This window comes from Blautia sp. CAG:257 (assembly GCF_000433815.1).
Classification (GTDB): Bacteria; Bacillota; Clostridia; order Lachnospirales; family Lachnospiraceae; genus Blautia_A; species Blautia_A caecimuris.
In genome coordinates this window covers 22,749-40,464 of sequence record NZ_HF999085.1, presented here as the reverse complement: position 1 = coordinate 40,464, position 17,716 = coordinate 22,749, and the positions used below count along the sequence as shown (strand labels likewise).

The window sequence follows — 17,716 nt, the reverse complement described above, 5'->3', positions numbered from 1 at the left end:
TGAGCAGGTTATGGGGAATAGTGACCATATTTAATGAAGAGGAACTGGTTTCTTCTGTTAAGCAACAGACAGAAAAGGATAAAGTACACAGTTTTGTGAAGTTCAGCATTATGATTAAGGGGGAAAACGGGTGAAGAATCAGGAACTGTATCAGATTATGGCAGACCATATGGAGAAGAATAAAAATATGCTGGCCACAGTAATAGAAGGAGAAAATACAGGAAAACGACTTTTTTTTACTGAGGGCAGGCTTGTGGCCGAAAGCGGAGAAGACAGGCTTTCACCAGAGCTGATAAGCCGGCTGGCAGAGACAGAGCAAAGCAGTATTATTGAAGCGGACGGATGCCGGATTTTTGTGGAACTGTTGGGAAAACCCGGAAAGCTTGTGATCTGTGGCGGAGGTCATGTGGCGCAGCAGGCAGTAATTCTGGCAAAACATACAGGGTTTCATGTGACTGTGCTTGAAGATCGTCCGTTTTTTGCGGATCAGGCCCGGGCGGCAGGGGCAGATCAGGTAATCTGTGATGATTTTGCTTCAGCCCTGGAAAAAATTCCTGGAGGCAGTGATACTTATTTTCTGGTTGTTACAAGAGGCCATCGGTATGATGGAATCTGCCTTACTGCAATTTTGAAAAAGGAACGGGCATATGTGGGAATGATGGCAAGCCGGAAGCGTGGGATCCTTCTGAAAAAAAAGCTGGTGGAAGAGGGATTTCCGGAAAGTGAGGTAGAACTTCTCCATACGCCGGTAGGACTTTCCATTCATGCGGAGACTCCGGAGGAAATTGCAGTCTCCATAGTAGCAGAACTGATTATGGTAAAAAACAGTATAAAAAAAACAGGCGGATATGATAAAGAACTTCTGGCATGCCTGACAGGGGAAAGCTATCCGGAGCAGAAAAAGGCTCTTGCGACTATTGTGGCAAGGCAGGGCTCTGCTCCCAGAGAAATCGGAACAAAGATGGCAGTACTTTCAGACGGAAGAATCGTTGGTACGATCGGAGGCGGATGTATGGAAAGCCGCATCCGGAATCAGTGTCTTCATATGCTGAAAGAGGAAAAACCCCAAAGCCGTCTTGTGCTTGAGGACATGTCCGGACAGGAGGCAGAAGAGGAGGGGCTCGTCTGTGGAGGAAGGATCAGGGTTTTTCTGGAAGTACTGTAAGCGTGTATCCGAAAATACAGTGATCAGACTGCGGAGTGGAGATATTATCACAGGGTTGCGGACATTATGGAATAAACAGGAAGATTTTCTGATATATTCAGATGATTCTATAGCAGGAAATGAATGCCGTATGGCGCCAAAAAGGGAAACGGCAGTTTTAAGGGTATATAACTGCCGTGAGAAAATATGGAATACAAATATGCCGGAAGGTGTGTTATAATAAAACTCACAGCAGGTTCCGCAAAACTGTAAACGGAACAGAGAATATCAGAATGTCAGTATCAGTATATTTTACTTTTAATTAAACGGAGGACAGGATTATGAAAAAAAGAAGTGTGATCGCAGCATTACTTTGCAGCTTGTGTCTGACAGCCGGAGGTGCGGTTCCGGCTATGGCAGATTCAGCCAGAGTTGTAACACTTGGCGCAGACCTTACCCAGGATCAGAAGGATACCATGATGCGCTATTTTAAAACAGATGCCAGCCAGGTTCAGATCCTTACTATCACCAATCAGGATGAAAGAGAGCATCTGGGAGATTATATCCCGCTGGAGCAGATCGGAACAAGAACCCTGAGCTGCGCTTATGTAAAACCTACACAGTCAGGCGGAATCAAGGTCCGTACTGCAAATCTGAATTATGTAACCGGAAATATGATCGCCAATGCACTTTCTACTGCAGGAGTAACCAACTGTGAAGCTGTTGCGGCATGCCCTTATGAAGTATCCGGAACAGGCGCTCTGACAGGTGTGATCATGGCATACGAAAGCGCAAGCGGACAGAAGCTTGACAGCACCAAAAAAGATCTTGCAACAAAAGAGGTTGTGGTGACCGGTGATCTTGCGCAGCAGGTAGGAAACGATAATGCGACCAATATCATCAATCAGGCAAAGCTTCAGATCATTGGCGATAATATCCAGAACGCAGATGAAATTTATAATATTGTAAACAACATTGCTGTTCAGAATAATGTTACTTTAAGCCAGGAGGAAATGGAAACGATCGTTGCTCTTCTTCAGGAGATCGCGCAGCAGAGCTACGATATCGAGCAGATGAAAGAGACTCTGGAAAATATCCAGCAGAATCTGGATAAAGAAGCTGCAGATGATCCTGTTCTTGACGGAACAGCTCAGGATGACGGCGTAGTTGATGCAGAGGATGACAATCTGGTAGACGAGGACAGTACAGACGGAGAAGATATTACACAGAATGTAGATCCGGACGCTCTTGGTGAAGACATTAAAGAAAGCTCCACAGAGGATCCGTCTCTTCAGGAAGAAACCATGGGAGAGGCTGTGGAAGGCGAGGACGGCGCAGTTGATGAAGAAACAGGAATCCCGGAAGCGACAGAGGACGGAACCGCTCTTGACGGAACAGCCCAGGATGATATGGCTGTAGCTCCGGAAGAAAATACAGAGGAGATTCCTGAAGCCACAGAGGACGGAACTGTTCTTGACGGAACAGCCCAGGATGACATGAGTGTGACACCGGAGGAAAATACAGCAGAAGATCCTCTGAATACAGATTCTTTAAGTGAAGAAGCAAAAGCATCCTTTGAACAGGCAAAAAGCTTCTGTAAGGGAGAGTATGAGGGAGATACGGCTTCTCTTCAGAGTGTAATGGGAGAGGATGCCATGGCATCAGTTACAATTACACCGGAGGTTGGTGCAGATCTGACTCAGAAGGTACTGGAATCCTATATCAAGGTACTGAAAGATGGAGGAATGAGCTATGTTCCGGCTGATACAGACATATATCTGTCAGCAGAGCTGAACATGGTAAATGCAGAGATGAGACTGATCTTCAGTATGGAACTGGATCCGGCTGAGGATGACATTCTGGTAAATGAAACACCGGAGACAAGACAGGCACTCTACAGTGACACTATGAAATTCTTTGAAAATCTGTATGGAGAGAGCAGCGTTTCTGCTGAAACCACACAGGAAGAAGTAATGGAATAATCCTGCATATGGAGGCTGTGCCATATCGGTGAGAAGGGTGTTATGCCCAGGAGCAGATATGAGTTAAGATAACATATTAAGATCTCAGTATTAGAAATAATACTGGGATCTTTTACTTATCAGGAGAGAGTATCTCAGGTACAAACTTTTTAGTATAACAAAACATTCCACAAAGATTTTAGGATAAGCAGATCTGTCCTTTTTGTTTTTACAAAATACGGAAAAGTCACGCCAGAATATCATCCTTCATAGAATGTGATTATTTTGTGTCTTAGCGGAAATACTGGAAAATTCAGACTGTGTGTGCTACAATAAATGGAAATGCTGACGAATACAGTGGAAATATGTTTCCGAAAGGAGAAAAATACATGAGTCTGGCAGTAGTAACGCTGAAAAAAGGGGAAGGACGTCTCCTGAAATCCGGCGGAATGTGGGTGTTTGACAACGAGATAGCTTCTGTGATGGGAAGCTTTCTCAACGGAGATATTGTCCTGGTAAGAGATTTTGACGGATATCCTCTGGGAAGAGGATTTATTAATACGAACTCCAAGATTACAGTGAGACTGCTCACACGGGATGAAAATCAGAAGATTGATGAGAAATTTCTTGAGCAGAGAGTAAGAGATGCCTGGGAATACCGAAAAAAGGTAACAGATACAGGAAGCTGCAGGCTGATCTTCGGAGAAGCTGATTTTCTTCCCGGTCTTGTTGTTGACAAATTTTCTGACGTGCTTGTTGTTCAGTCTCTTGCCATGGGAATTGACCGCCTGAAGCTGCAGATCCTGGAACTTCTTAAGAAGGTTCTGGAAGAAGACGGCATTACGGTCAGAGGAATTTATGAGAGAAGCGATGCAAAAGTCAGGCGTCAGGAGGGAATGGAGCTTTACAAGGGCTTTATCGGTCCGGAATTTCCTACACTGGTAGAAATTGAAGAAAATGGGGTAAAATATCAGGTGGATATCAAAGACGGGCAAAAAACAGGATTTTTCCTGGATCAGAAATATAACCGTCTGGCTATCCAGAAGCTCTGCAAAAATGCAAAAGTACTGGACTGCTTTACCCATACAGGTTCCTTTGCCCTGAATGCGGGAATTGCAGGCGCCAGTGAAGTGACCGGAGTAGATGCTTCTCAGCTTGCTGTGGATCAGGCGTCTGCCAATGCACGGCTGAATGGGCTTGACGGTACGGTTAAGTTCATCTGTGAGGATGTATTTGAACTTCTTCCTGAGCTTGAGGAACGCGGAGAAAAGTTTGACGTTGTGATTCTGGATCCTCCTGCTTTTACAAAGTCCAGAAATTCTGTAAAGAATGCGGTGAAGGGGTACAGAGAGATCAATCTCAGAGCTATGAAGCTGGTAAAAGACGGCGGCTTTCTGGCAACCTGTTCCTGTTCACATTTTATGACCTATGAGCTTTTTACAAAAACAATCGGTCAGGCAGCGCGCAGCGCACATAAGAGACTGAGACAGGTAGAATACAGAACACAGGCTCCGGATCACCCAATCTTATGGTCATCTGATGAATCCTATTATCTGAAGTTTTATATTTTTCAGGTGTGCAGTGAACGATAAGTAAAGACAGGAGATGCATTGACATGAAGGAAAAATTTATAAAATTTATGGAAGGACGTTATGGTGTAGATGGATTTGCACGGTTTACCATGGGAGTTGCCCTGGTATGCATTGTGGCTTCTGTTTTTTTCCGTAATGGAAGTACCATGGGGGCAATTCTGAATACAGTGGGTCTGGCTGCCATCATTTATACATATTTTCGTATGCTTTCCAGAAACATTCAGAAACGCTATGCGGAAAATCAGAAATATCTTTCCATGACAGCAAATATAAGACAGTGGTTCAGAAAAGAAAAAAATATGATGGAACAGAGAAAAACGCATCATATTTATACCTGCCCCAGCTGTGGACAGAAAATCAGGATACCCAGGGGAAAGGGAAAAATTGAGATCGACTGTCCGAAGTGTCATACAAAATTCATCAAAAAAAGCTGAAAAGCCTGAGGATAAGCAGGAGGAGTTATGTTTGGGTATGTTGTGATGAACCGGCCGGAAATAAAATTTAAAGATTATGATCTGTATCGGTCTTTTTACTGTGGATTATGCAGGGAACTGAGGGAGCGCTATGGAATCTCAGGTCAGATCACACTGACCTATGATATGACTTTTGTAATCCTTCTTCTCAGCGGTCTGTATGAACCGCCCACAAAAAAAGGAACCAGCCGCTGCATGGTTCATCCGGTGAGAAAACAGCCGGTACGCAAAAATAAAGTGACAGAATATGCGGCTGACATGAACGTGTTTCTTGCTTATTACAAATGTGTGGACGACTGGAAGGATGAAAAAAAGCTTTCCAGACTGGCATACAGCAGACTTTTGAAAAATAAGGACAAAAAGGCAGAGGCTCTCTGGAAGAAAAAGACAGCAGTCATTATAAAACATTTGAATGAGATTTCTGCCATGGAAAAAGCAGGAGAAACGGATATTGATAAAATATCCGGATGCTTTGGGAAAATTATGGAGGAGATTCTTGCCTGGAGGGAGGACGAATGGGAACCTGCCTTAAGGCGAATGGGGTTTTATCTGGGAAAATTTATCTATCTGATGGATGCCTATGATGATGTGGAGAAGGATCTGGAAAAAGGAAATTACAATCCTTTTGCTCAGGATTATATAATGGAAGGGTTTCAGGAACGCGTATGCCAGATACTGATTATGATGATGGCTGAGGCGTGCCGGGAATTTGAGAAACTTCCTATTATTAAATATGCAGATATTCTGCGAAATATTTTGTACTCCGGCGTATGGTGCCGGTTTGAGGCAGTTTCAGAGCAAAGGAAGAAGAAACAGGAGAAAGAACATGTTTGATCCGTATAGTATTCTGGGTGTGTCGAGGGATGCATCTGATGAGGAAATAAAAAAGGCATACAGAAAGCTCAGCCGGAAGTATCATCCGGATGCAAATATCAATAACCCCAATAAGGACCAGGCGGAGGAAAAGTTTAAAGAGATCCAGCAGGCCTATGATCAGATCATGAAAGAACGGGAGTATGGTTCTTCGGGAAATTATGGATATGGCGGAAATACGGGATATGGAGGCTTCGGCGGATTTGGCGGCTATGGCGGAAGTCAGAGCAATAGCGGATATCAGGATGAGGAGGCCATTCGCAGACAGGCTGCTTCCAATTATGTTCAGAGCGGTCATTATCAGGAAGCAATGAATGTTCTGTCCTCATTAAAAGAAAGAAATGCTCAGTGGTATTATCTGTCAGCAGTTGCAAATATGGGACTTGGAAATAATGTAAATGCCATGAATCATATCCGTGAGGCTGTGCGTCTGGAGCCTGATAATATGCAGTACCGCATGATGCTTCAGCGTATGGAGGGCGGCGGAAGCTGGTATCAGGAACAGCAGAATCCATTTGGCGGAATGCCCACAGCTGGCAATGATCTCTGTATGAAATGTCTGATGGCAAATCTTGCCTGCAGCTGCTGCTGTCCGGGAAGCGGAGTCATCTGCTGCTGACAGCGATGGTACAGGCCGCCGCGAATGGTAATGTAATATGCCATTACCGAAGATTATTTGTAATGTATTCTGACCAGGCTGCCGTAAATGAAGCGAACAGTAACTGATGCGGCAGAAATTTGTCAGGAACAAAAGAAAAAAATTGACATTATTCCTCTGGAAGATTAATATATAAGCAGAAAAAACGAGGAGGAAATTATTATGAGTATTCGAATTGGAATCATGGGATATGGCAACCTGGGCAGAGGCGTGGAATGTGCAGTGAAACACAATCCGGATCTGGAACTTGCGGCAGTTTTTACACGCCGTGATCCTGAGACAGTAAAAATACTTACAGAGACAGCTAAGGTCTGCCATGTGGACGAAGCAGAGAAGATGAAGGACGAGATCGACGTTCTGATCATCTGCGGCGGAAGCGCAACAGATCTTCCGGTACAGACACCTAAATATGCACAGTGGTTCAATGTTGTAGACAGCTTTGATACACATGCAAGAATTCCGGAGCATTTCGAAAATGTGGATAAAGCGGCAAAAGAAAGCGGCCATGTGGGAATCATCTCTGTAGGCTGGGATCCGGGAATGTTCTCTCTGAACAGAATGTATGCAAATGCCATTCTTACCAATGGAAAAGATTATACTTTCTGGGGAAAAGGCGTAAGCCAGGGGCACTCTGATGCAATTCGAAGAATTGACGGAGTAAAAGACGGCAAGCAGTATACAATTCCGGTAGAGGCTGCTCTGGAATCTGTAAGAAACGGAGAAAATCCTGAGCTGACAACAAGACAGAAACATACAAGAGAATGTTTTGTTGTTGCTGAAGAAGGCGCAGATCTGGCCCGCATCGAGCAGGAGATCAAGACCATGCCAAACTACTTTGCCGACTATGATACAACCGTACATTTTATTTCTGAAGAAGAGCTGAAACGTGATCACAGCGGGATTCCTCATGGCGGTTTTGTTATTCGTACCGGAAGCACCGGATGGGATAACGAAAATAAGCATGTGATCGAGTACAGCCTGAAGCTGGATTCTAATCCGGAATTTACATCTTCCGTGATCGTGGCATATGCAAGAGCTGCATACCGTATGAGCCAGGAAGGACAGAAAGGCTGCAAAACTGTTTTTGATGTTGCGCCGGCATATCTGAGCGCTATGGACGGAGCAGAGCTGAGAAAACACCTCCTTTAAAAATAAATAAGACAAATATTACAAAAGAGTGAAGTCAGAAAGACTTTGCTCTTTTTTGTTCTGTTTTACAATTTGTAATAAAAATATTGACGCATGGAAAAAGTTGAGATATAATAATTACACAATATTGTAACAAGATTGTAAAAAATAAAGTCCGAGAAGAGGAAATGTTTATGAATAAGGTATGCAAGCGCTGGAAATTCTGGGGTATTTTACTGGGGCTGATGCTATTTGCAGCCGGCTTTTCCATGCATTCCACTACTGTAGAAGTTCAGGCGGCACCTGTGAATGGATTTCATACAGTAGGTGGAAAAACATATTATTATAAGAATGGCAAGAAAATGACCGGGACTCAGAAAGTGAATAATAAGTATTATTATTTTGATCCCAATCAGTCAGGTGCAATGTTGAAAGGATGGTACAAGAACAGTAAGGGTGACAGACGTTATTTCGACAAAAAGACAGGGGAAATGCGAACCGGACTGAGACCGATTAACAGTGAGTATTATTACTTTGATGCAAAAACAGGATGGGCTCAGAAGGGGTTCCAGACAGTCAACGGATATACACGATATTTTCAGCCTGCAACATTTACCATGTCTACCGGATGGATGAAAAATTCAAAAAATCAGAAATGGTATTTTGAAAAAGGAAACGGACGAATGAAGACAGGATTGCGTCCTATTGATGGAAGATACTATTATTTTGATCCTAAGACAGGAGCTGCAAAACAGGGATTCATTGAGTTCGAGGTTGGAATGAGATATTTTTATGGTGGAGGAACCTATGCTATGGCAACAGGATGGCATACTTCACCAGAGGGAGAGAAAAGATATTTTGACCCTAAAACAGGTGTCATGAGTAAGGCAAAAAAAGAAGTTGACGGAAACTGGTATTATTTCAGCAAAATCGATGGTGTTGCCAAAGGCGGATGGCTGAATGAAGACGGTCGAAAAAGATACTTTGATCCTAAAACATTAATTATGGTAACAGGAACAAGGGTCATTGACGGAAAAACTTATACGTTTGATTCCAAGGGACTTTTGATTTCTTCAGAGGATGATTATAATAAGCCTGTAACTCCATCAACTCCTACTTCTGAACGTACTGTTAAGAACTATCTTTTAAATGCATTGCAACCGGTAGGAAGAACATTGTACATCTGGGGTGGAGGGCATAATGACACAGATTCCACACGAAAGGGAATCAGCCCTAAGTGGACATCATTCTTCAGTAGTCAGAACAGCAGCTATAATTACAATAATTACAGATATCAGACAGAGCTTGGACTTGACTGCTCGGGATATATAGGCTGGGCTACTTATCAGGTAACAGGACGTTATTCCACAGACGTTTCAGGAAACATTGGAAGTTTGTATAAAGGATACGGTTGGGGTACTATCTGTAATCAAAATTATCTAAGCAGTCATGCTTATAAACTGTATCCGGGGGATATAGGATATGATGAGAATCATACCTGGATGATTCTGGGACAATGTAAAGATAAGAGTGCGGTGATCCTTCACTCCACACCGAATGCAGGTGTACAGATTTCCGGAACGCCTACACCGAATGGAAATTATGGAAGCCAGGCAATTGCCCTTGCAGAAAAGTATATGGAACGTTTCCCGGGGTATCAGAAAATGCAGAAGACCAACAGTAGCTTCTACCATACTTCATCAGGCGCTTATGTCCGTAGAGGAAATTACTTCAGATGGAATTCTTCCACCCTGAGTGATCCCCACGGATATAAAAATAAAACAGCAGATCAGATTCTTGCAGATCTGTTTAGTTAAATAAAAGTAAATATAATGATTTAGAAAGAGATGTTTCGTAAGGGAGCATCTCTTTTTTGTACTATCTGTAATAAGTACAGTATGGAAAAGATTGAAGATGAAAGAGCATTTCTTTTTTACAGTTTGGACATTGCAGAGGATCGTAGACTATAGTAAGTAGAAACAGTGTACGCCAGGTATTAAAATCAAGAAAGTTCCGATGTTTTGATTTACGGACAGTTTTATGTAGCTAAGTTTCGATTTCGCGGTATTTGGCACAAAATCTATAGTAGCATATCATTTTTAAATTTTTTTAAGGATATGCTGGATGAGTAATTTAATAAAATTAATTGCCGGAAGAGTTTTTATGATAAAAAATCAAACAGAAAAACAAAATCTGCTGCGATTAATGGATTAGGATGAAATAAATATTTCAAAATATGAAATAAAGGAATTGTGTGATAAAAAACTTTTCTTTTTTTGAGTCTTTTGTCAATGGAATTTTACAGAAAAATATTTTACAATAGGGACAGTAAAATCAATGAAACAGAGTAGCAGAAGAACAGTATTTTAATAGTTTCTGTAAGACAATTTATTGAAATTGGGAGGTAAAAGATGAAGGTTGGATTTATCGGACTTGGAATTATGGGAAAACCTATGTGCAAAAATCTGATTAAAGCAGGTCATGATCTTATCGTTACTACTCATAATCCGGATACCTTAAAAGAGATGGAGGCGCTGGGCGCCAAAGCAGTTCATAATGGAAAAGAGGTAGCAGAAGAAGCAGAAGTGATTATTACCATGCTTCCAAACTCTCCTCAGGTCAGAGAAGTTGCGCTTGGAAAAGGCGGAATTATTGAAGGTGGCAGAAGGGGAATTGTTCTGATTGATATGAGTTCCATTGACCCTACAGAGAGCAAAGCGATTTCGGCAGTACTTGCAGAAAAGGGAATCGATATGCTGGATGCACCTGTATCCGGAGGGGAGCCGAAAGCCATTGACGGAACGATTTCAGTTATGGTTGGCGGAAAAAGAGAAACCTTTGATAAATACTATGAACTTCTTATGAATATGGCAGGGTCAGCTGTCTATGTAGGTCCGATAGGCTCCGGAAATGTAGCCAAGCTTGCCAATCAGATTATTGTAGCAGTGAATATAGCGGCTGTTTCAGAAGCTCTGACTCTGGCGACAAAAGCAGGTACAGATCCTGAGCTTGTATATCAGGCGATCCGAGGAGGACTTGCAGGATCCACGGTGCTTGATGCAAAAGCTCCGATGATGATGGACAGAAATTTTAAGCCGGGATTTCGTATTGAACTGCATATGAAAGATCTGAACAATGCATTAAATGCAGGACATGCAGTGAATGCAGCACTTCCTCTTACAGCAGAGCTTATGGAAATCATGCAGTCTCTGAAAGCGGATGGCTGTGAAAAGGAAGATCACAGCAGTATTGTAAAATATTATGAAAAAATATCTAAGGTTTCAGTAGAAAAAGAAAAATAATTTATCGCTTTTAGGCGAAGGAGGTACCAAAAATGGGATTTGTGCCAAGAGGTATTATTCCCCCGATTATCACTCCTCTTACTGACGAGGGTGAAGTCAACTATCCTGTTCTGAGACAGATGGTAAATCATCTGATAGACAATGGAGTGCACGGTTTGTTTCCGCTTGGAACAACCGGCGAGTTTTATGCGTTTGACGATGACACATACCGTAAGATACTGGAAACAGTAAAGGACGAAACAAGAGGACGTGTTCCGGTATATGGCGGAGCAAACCATATTACAACAAGAGGCGTAATCTGCCTTGTAAAAATCTGTGAAGAGGTTGGAGTAGATGCAGTCTCTGTTCTGACACCGATGTTTGTATCTCAGACACAGGAAGAGCTTTATGATTATTTTGCAGAGATAGCAGCCAGTACAAAGCTTCCGATCATTCTTTATAATAATGCTCCGAAGACAAATGTTACGATCGCCCCGGGAACTGTAGCAAGGCTGGCAGAGATCGACAACATTATTGCGGTCAAAGACAGTACAGGAGATATGACCAATACTGCAGAGTATATCCGTCTGACGCGTGATAATGATAATTTCCATGTACTGATGGGAAGAGATACTCTGATTCATGCTGCGCTCTGCTATGGAGCATCAGGCGCCATTGCATCCTGTGCCAATGTAGCTCCCCGTATCACTGCCGATATTTATGATAAGTATATGGCGGGAGATCTGAAAGGCTCTCTGGATGCCCAATTTACTTTAGCGCCTCTGCGTATTGCCTGCAGTATGGGAACATTTCCGGCCGTTATTAAGGAAGGTCTTGTACAGGAGGGAATTCCGGTAGGAAAATGTCTTTCACCGATTGCAGAGCTTAAACCGGAGGAGAAAGAAAAGCTCCATCAGGTTCTTGCAGAAATGAAACTGGTATAAAGGTTCAGAAAGAGTTCTGAGCCTGTAAATAAAAATGCTGCCTTATGTATCCGGCGATACCCCCAGATATAAATCCACCGGATATGTGAGGACAGCATTTTTTGTACAAACAGGTGAGGCAAAAAGCTTTATAAATACAGATATGTGGATATAAAACAGCAAAAAAAGGAGGACTGTGGATAAGTATGAGAATTTTTTACGAGGATATGAAAAGGGAATTTGAACGGGTTCTTCTGAAAAAAGGATTCAGTCAGGAAAGAGCGGAGACTTCGGCAAAAATGTTTGCAGATACGTCTCTTGACGGTGTTTACTCACACGGGTATCAGAGATTTCCCCGTGTGATAGAATATATTGACAAGGGATATATTCATGTAAATGCGATACCGGAAAAGCTTGCGGGAGTCGGCGCGGCAGAACGCTGGGACGGACATCTCGGAATGGGAAATCTGAATGCAGCGTCTGCTATGAAAAGAGCTATGGAGCTGGCCGGAGAGTTTGGAATTGGCCTTGTGGCAATGTGTAATACGAATCACTGGATGAGAGGAGGCACTTACGGATGGCAGGCAGCAGAGTCCGGATATATTGGAATATGCTGGACAAACACCATGCCAAATATGCCTGCCTGGGGAGCCGTTGACAGTAAGATCGGGAATAATCCTTTTGTGATGGCAGTTCCCGGGCCCCAGGGAAAACCTGTGGTGGTTGATATGGCTATGGCTCAGTATTCTTATGGGAAGCTGGCTGTATGCCGACAGGCTCAGACAGATCTTCCTTATCCGGGCGGATATGATGAAGCCGGAGTTCTGACCTGTGATCCGGCAGCTATTGAAAAGACAAGGCGCGTCCTTCCTATCGGATATTGGAAAGGATCCGGAATGTCAATCCTTTTGGATCTTGCAGGTGCAGCTCTCACCCTTGGGAGAACAGTATCTAAAATCGGGAAAGAGTGTAAAGAAGAATATGGGCTGACGCAGGTATTTATTGCTGTGAAGCCGGAGCTTCTCAGCGGGGATGCGGAGGCAGCCAAAGCACTTGCAGAGGAAACCCTGAAAGACATTCAGAACTCTGTGCCGGAACATGCAAATAAAAAAATCCGTTATCCGGGAGAGGGGACTCTGATTCGCAGGAAAGAGAATACAGAGCTGGGCATTCCGGTTGATCCTGAGATATGGAAAAAAATCTGTGAATTATAAAAACTACCTGCCTGATAATTTCAGAGCCATATACAATACAACTGCATCCTGAAAGCTGCGGGGATTGTAGCCGCAGCGGTGATAAATCTGATTCAGTCTGTACTGAAGTGTGTTTTTGTGAAGAAAAGCTTTTTCGCAGGTGTCCTTCAGTGACATATTACATTTAAAATAAGTGTTCAGAAGGTCCAGATCTTTGTCCGAAAGGCTGCTGACAGTCTTTGAAAGATAGGCGGAGCGGATTCTGGCCGGCGCAGAGGAAAGAATCAGTTCCAGGGTCAGGTCGCTGAATTCTGCAAAGGTTCTGCCGGAAGTCAGGAGACTTTGCAGAACCGTTTCAGATTCGTCATAAGAATCGCTGATCTGACGAATAGGCACGGCATTTCCAACAGCAATTTGTACAGGAAGACCTGAGCTTTCCGGAAAAGCTTTTAGGATATGTCTGCTGTTTTCAAAAACAGAATGTTCCAGTACTGCCAGATACTGATCAGGATACATAAATGTATAAAGAGTGATCCCAAGTTTCTGAAAAAGCTGATGTATCACCGGTTCCGGAAGCAGAAAAGCTGTATCGTTATGAGAGTCTGCATGGGAACCGGAAAGCGTATTTTCGTGATTAATATAAATACGGATTAAATGATACCGGCTGTTTTCCTGTATTCCCCAACGGGAAAAATTTTCTGCCAGATAATCCGGATGAATATCCTTATGCTCGATCAGACCCTGGAGAATATGGTTTTTCTTTTCGGCTTCTGTGCGATGAAAAGCATCCAGTTCTTTCTCGCGGATCAGAAGTCTGGTAATACGTTCTGCAAGATGAGCATATTTTCGGATCTCATCCGGATTTCCGGTAATTCCGATGACAGCAATTACCTTATGATTATGATAAACAGGAAGATTGACTCCCTGTTGGGTTCCGGTAAATCTGTCAGTTTCTGTTACTTCGATTACTTTGCCGCTGACTGCCGCCTGTCTGCCGATTTCGTGAAAATTTCCGATCCGTTCTTCATTTGTGCTCGCAAAGATAATACCCGAACAGTCTATAAAATTTACATTCTGCCCGCAGAGATCACTGACAGTATTTACAATCTGACAGGCAAGCGACTTGCTGATATATGGATTCATGCTTTCCTCCTGAAATAATATTATAAAAGGTATTGGGTATATGGCCTATTATACCAGAGCGGAAAGCGGTTGTCGAACGGGCAGAATTATTTAAAAAAGCCTAAAATAAGGATATGTTTCAGTCAGAAGCTGTCCTTTTTCATCCGGGAGACTTTTTACAGAAGGCGGAATACCTGCTCGGCGCAGGAGCGCATATTGTATTTTGCTGTTTCTGTATCCATGGCTTCTTCCAGAGTGGTGATTCCTCTTACTATTGGAAAGAAAGCGTCAATCCCTGCCTGGTTGCAGTCTGCGGCATCTTTTGTAACACTGCCTGCAAAAGCAATTGTTTTTGCTCCATATTTCTTTCCCAGCTTTGCAACCCCTACAGGAGCCTTTCCCATAGCAGTCTGATGGTCAAGGCGGCCCTCTCCGGTAACCACAATATCTGCATCTTTCATTTCATCTTCCAGATGAACCGCACTCAGAATCAGCTGGATTCCGGGAGTAAGCTGGCCATTCAGATAACTTAAAAAGGCAAAGCCAAGTCCGCCGGCTGCGCCTGCGCCCTCTGCCGGGGAATGATCTTTTCCGGTCAGAGAGGCAGTAACCTCTGCATAATTTTTCATGCCGGCGTCAAGAACCGGAGCCATTTCTTCTGTAACTCCTTTTTGGGGGCCATAGATATAGGTAGCGCCCCGGGGCCCACAAAGGGGATTTGTCACATCGCAGGCGATCTGAAAACAGCATTGGGCAAGGAGTTCTTGTTTGTCAGAGCTCCTTACAGAGGAGATTTTTGCAAGAGCCTGTCCGCCTTCGCCTACGTCATTTCCGTCTCTATCCAGAAATGTAAAGCCCAGGGCTTTTAACATTCCGATTCCTCCGTCGTTTGTGGCGCTGCCTCCGATTCCGATAATAAAGTTGCGGATACCATTGTCTATGGCGTGAAGAATCATTTCTCCAACTCCAAAGGTGGTTGCTTTCATGGGATCAGCGTGATCTGAAATTGTGATTCCTGCAGCAGAGGCCATTTCCATAACTGCAGTGTTTGAATCTTCCAGATAGCCGTAGTAAGCGTCCACAGGCTCTCCCATGGGCCCTGTAACAGTCAGATTGATTCGTTTTCCGTTTAAGCCCTCCGTCAGGGCATCGGTAGTTCCTTCTCCTCCGTCAGCCAGAGGTCTGACTATTACCTCCGCATCAGGGTGGGCAGCCAGAATACCGGACTTCACTGCACTACCGGCTTCCATAGATGTCATACTTCCCTTAAAAGAATCAACTGCAACAACAACTTTCATATTAAAAACCCTCCTGTAAGTATACTTGAAATTCATATCTGTATTTTACCACGGGAAAAATCAGAGGCATATGTTGTACAGGACAAAATATCTGTGATTTTTGAGGATTTTTTGGTACAGATACCAAGGAAGAGGGTAATACACTTAATGGCAATTTAATCAAGGAAGAAAGCTTTAAAGCGATTGGTCGGTTTTTAAGTAAGAATTGTACGACCATCTCCGAAGAAGTGAAAAATCACATCTGCTTTGAAAACAGTGGGGCATATGGCAGAGCTTTCAATGTTTGACGCCTGGATTTTCTACATTGGTGCTCTGCACAAATGGTTTGTCGTGAATGTTCCTTCCGCAAAGAGTGATTCTGTGTCAAATGTTCCTTTTCCTGCCTTTTTATGAAAAATATATTTGCCCCAGACTCTCTAAACCGCCTTATGTCTGCAACGGCTGTCCGGAACGCAATAAATGTTCTCCGGAAAAGCATCTCTATCAAGATGCTTATGTCAAAAAAGGGTATGAGATGGTCAGAAAGAGCATAAGCCGGATTTTTTGTGATGATCTGCAGACAGAGAAGGTAAAGAATATCTTGTATGGAGAAAACGGATAGGAACTGGAGATGATAAGGAACTTTGAGAACAGGATGGGAAATCCCAAAATCCATAATAGATGCGATAGGGGCAGTTTGTGCGTATTCTTCCGTATGGAAAGAGAAAAGTCGGAAAGCAGCAGAAAAAAGAAGGGTTTTATAAATATGCAGAGTTAAAAGCGAAATCCCTGAGTAAAATAAGTTTTTGTTTTCTTTTTGAAGGCAGTATGATAAAATTATAAAAATAATATCTACTGTGAAAAATTATAAAATTGGAGAAGGGCAACGGTACTTAAAGATATGATATGGTAGAATCAAGGGGAAGGATATGTATGAAAAAGAATAGAATAGATTGGGTGGATTGCGCAAAAGGAATTACTTTGTTGCTTGTTATTATAGGGCATACAGTAAGTACTGATGCTTCAAATATGGTAAGAGCAGGAATATTTTCTTTTCACATGACGCTGTTTTTTGTAGTAAGCTGTGTTACAGGAAAACTTTCAAATAGTAACGATGAATTTGTGAAAAAAACAGAAAAAGGTTTTAAACATTTAATTCTTCCGGCATTGTTTATATATATTACAGTTTTAATTTATGTTAGTTCTAAGTGCATTTCAGAATTTCGTTCCTGGGAATTTGTGAGAAAATTTCTAAAAGAAAGTTTATTGACAATGGTTTTTTCATCCGGAGTTAACTTACATGTATTATCAGCGGAAATTAAAGGTTTGGGTATTCCATGGTTTTTAGTAGTTATGTTTTTGGGAAAAACATTGTTTGACTATATGCATTTAAAATTATCAGAAAGAAAACTGATTGTAGGTTGTTTACTCCTTTCAGTAACAGGAGTGGCAATCAGTCGATTACAATGGTTACCATTGTCTTTTGATATTGTACTAACAATTATGCCAATGTTTTATATTGGATATATTTTGAGGAAGTTTTGTGTAGAACATAAGCCGGTATTGAAACTATTGATATTTGGAACTGGTTGGTTTGTAACATTTTATTTATGTTATAAAATAAACGAGGGATGTAATGGATATCCCTATATGGTTTATGCCAGCAGACAATACCCATCATATCCGTTTTGCTTTTTGCCCGCTATTTTAGGAACATTAATGATTGCAGAGCTTAGTGTAATACTTTGTAAGCAAAAAAAGATAATCAGTCCTTTGCTGTATTTGGGGAAAAATTCTCTTTATATGCTTGTGATACATGGGATTGACAGTACATGGATGAAAAGAATCTGGCTTATATCAGAAAATATATACATAAATATAATATGCAGAATCATTGTGGATATAGTAGTATTTGCAGCAGTAATGTATGTGCGTGGATTATGGAATAAAAGCAAGCAGCAGAGAATAGAAAGTATGCCTGAAACCTGATAAGTATGATTGTATATTATGTTCTGAAAATAACAACACTTAAAGGAAAATCAAAGACTGAGAAAAGGAGCCTGATATCTGGGGTTCTGACTTTGGCACAAC

General features: G+C 42.4%; 14 protein-coding genes. 12 read left to right on the top strand and 2 right to left on the bottom strand.

Translation table 11 applies throughout. From position 1 onward, the window contains the following. The first annotated feature begins 130 nt into the window (after positions 1-130). From QVP40_RS10370 to yiaK, 11 genes are all read left to right on the top strand, one after another. Positions 131-1,165: an XdhC family protein gene (locus QVP40_RS10370; protein WP_022068360.1), complete on the top strand. Its 1,035-nt coding sequence runs from the start codon at positions 131-133 to the stop codon at positions 1,163-1,165. A gap of 320 nt (positions 1,166-1,485) precedes the next feature. Continuing rightward, positions 1,486-3,126, top strand: coding sequence for a DUF1002 domain-containing protein (locus tag QVP40_RS10365; RefSeq protein ID WP_022068358.1), 1,641 nt, complete (start codon positions 1,486-1,488; stop codon positions 3,124-3,126). A 368-nt stretch (positions 3,127-3,494) separates the two neighbouring features. Beyond that, a complete protein-coding gene (locus QVP40_RS10360; protein WP_022068357.1) occupies positions 3,495-4,697 on the top strand; it encodes a class I SAM-dependent rRNA methyltransferase in 1,203 nt (400 codons plus the stop codon). Between the two features lie 23 nt (positions 4,698-4,720). After that, the gene (locus tag QVP40_RS10355) at positions 4,721-5,131 is read left to right on the top strand and encodes a hypothetical protein (RefSeq protein WP_022068356.1); all 411 of its coding nucleotides are present in this window, start codon (positions 4,721-4,723) and stop codon (positions 5,129-5,131) included. A 27-nt stretch (positions 5,132-5,158) separates the two neighbouring features. Continuing rightward, entirely contained in the window at positions 5,159-6,004 is an 846-nt protein-coding gene (locus tag QVP40_RS10350) for a DUF5685 family protein (RefSeq protein ID WP_022068355.1), read from the top strand. After that, positions 5,997-6,662, top strand: a complete 666-nt coding sequence (locus tag QVP40_RS10345; protein ID WP_022068354.1) for a J domain-containing protein — start codon at positions 5,997-5,999, stop codon at positions 6,660-6,662. The genes QVP40_RS10350 and QVP40_RS10345 overlap by 8 nt, the downstream gene beginning before the upstream one ends. Positions 6,663-6,863: 201 nt before the next feature. Continuing rightward, positions 6,864-7,850 carry a diaminopimelate dehydrogenase gene (locus tag QVP40_RS10340; protein ID WP_022068353.1) on the top strand — a complete coding sequence of 329 codons (987 nt, stop codon included), beginning with the start codon at positions 6,864-6,866 and terminating at the stop codon, positions 7,848-7,850. Between the two features lie 173 nt (positions 7,851-8,023). Further along, a complete protein-coding gene (locus tag QVP40_RS10335; RefSeq protein ID WP_022068352.1) occupies positions 8,024-9,646 on the top strand; it encodes an N-acetylmuramoyl-L-alanine amidase family protein in 1,623 nt (540 codons plus the stop codon). 594 nt (positions 9,647-10,240) lie between these two features. Continuing rightward, the gene (gene garR, locus QVP40_RS10330) at positions 10,241-11,131 is read left to right on the top strand and encodes a 2-hydroxy-3-oxopropionate reductase (protein ID WP_022068351.1); all 891 of its coding nucleotides are present in this window, start codon (positions 10,241-10,243) and stop codon (positions 11,129-11,131) included. 32 nt (positions 11,132-11,163) lie between these two features. Continuing rightward, complete coding sequence (locus tag QVP40_RS10325) at positions 11,164-12,054, top strand: dihydrodipicolinate synthase family protein (RefSeq protein ID WP_022068350.1); 891 nt, start codon at positions 11,164-11,166, stop codon at positions 12,052-12,054. A gap of 185 nt (positions 12,055-12,239) precedes the next feature. Next, a complete protein-coding gene (yiaK, locus tag QVP40_RS10320; protein WP_022068349.1) occupies positions 12,240-13,247 on the top strand; it encodes a 3-dehydro-L-gulonate 2-dehydrogenase in 1,008 nt (335 codons plus the stop codon). A 3-nt stretch (positions 13,248-13,250) separates the two neighbouring features. Here the strand turns inward: yiaK and QVP40_RS10315 are convergent, their stop codons facing one another. Beyond that, positions 13,251-14,369, bottom strand: coding sequence for a CdaR family transcriptional regulator (locus QVP40_RS10315; RefSeq protein ID WP_022068348.1), 1,119 nt, complete (start codon positions 14,367-14,369; stop codon positions 13,251-13,253). 155 nt (positions 14,370-14,524) lie between these two features. Next, positions 14,525-15,646, bottom strand: a complete 1,122-nt coding sequence (locus QVP40_RS10310) for a glycerate kinase family protein (RefSeq protein WP_022068347.1) — start codon at positions 15,644-15,646, stop codon at positions 14,525-14,527. Between the two features lie 912 nt (positions 15,647-16,558). Here QVP40_RS10310 and QVP40_RS10305 point away from each other — a divergent pair. Continuing rightward, the gene (locus QVP40_RS10305) at positions 16,559-17,614 is read left to right on the top strand and encodes an acyltransferase family protein (RefSeq protein ID WP_022068346.1); all 1,056 of its coding nucleotides are present in this window, start codon (positions 16,559-16,561) and stop codon (positions 17,612-17,614) included. Positions 17,615-17,716 lie beyond the last annotated feature (102 nt).

Excerpts from the sequence above, each read along its gene's own strand:
- QVP40_RS10335 (WP_022068352.1), top strand. The coding sequence starts at position 8,024 with ATGAATAAGGTATGCAAGCGCTGGAAATTCTGGGGTATTTTACTGGGG.
- QVP40_RS10310 (WP_022068347.1), bottom strand. The coding sequence starts at position 15,646 with ATGAAAGTTGTTGTTGCAGTTGATTCTTTTAAGGGAAGTATGACATCT.
- QVP40_RS10345 (WP_022068354.1), top strand. The coding sequence starts at position 5,997 with ATGTTTGATCCGTATAGTATTCTGGGTGTGTCGAGGGATGCATCTGAT.
- QVP40_RS10350 (WP_022068355.1), top strand. The coding sequence starts at position 5,159 with ATGTTTGGGTATGTTGTGATGAACCGGCCGGAAATAAAATTTAAAGAT.
- QVP40_RS10355 (WP_022068356.1), top strand. The coding sequence starts at position 4,721 with ATGAAGGAAAAATTTATAAAATTTATGGAAGGACGTTATGGTGTAGAT.
- QVP40_RS10325 (WP_022068350.1), top strand. The coding sequence starts at position 11,164 with ATGGGATTTGTGCCAAGAGGTATTATTCCCCCGATTATCACTCCTCTT.
- QVP40_RS10365 (WP_022068358.1), top strand. The coding sequence starts at position 1,486 with ATGAAAAAAAGAAGTGTGATCGCAGCATTACTTTGCAGCTTGTGTCTG.
- QVP40_RS10315 (WP_022068348.1), bottom strand. The coding sequence starts at position 14,369 with ATGAATCCATATATCAGCAAGTCGCTTGCCTGTCAGATTGTAAATACT.
- QVP40_RS10305 (WP_022068346.1), top strand. The coding sequence starts at position 16,559 with ATGAAAAAGAATAGAATAGATTGGGTGGATTGCGCAAAAGGAATTACT.
- garR (WP_022068351.1), top strand. The coding sequence starts at position 10,241 with ATGAAGGTTGGATTTATCGGACTTGGAATTATGGGAAAACCTATGTGC.
- yiaK (WP_022068349.1), top strand. The coding sequence starts at position 12,240 with ATGAGAATTTTTTACGAGGATATGAAAAGGGAATTTGAACGGGTTCTT.
- QVP40_RS10340 (WP_022068353.1), top strand. The coding sequence starts at position 6,864 with ATGAGTATTCGAATTGGAATCATGGGATATGGCAACCTGGGCAGAGGC.
- QVP40_RS10360 (WP_022068357.1), top strand. The coding sequence starts at position 3,495 with ATGAGTCTGGCAGTAGTAACGCTGAAAAAAGGGGAAGGACGTCTCCTG.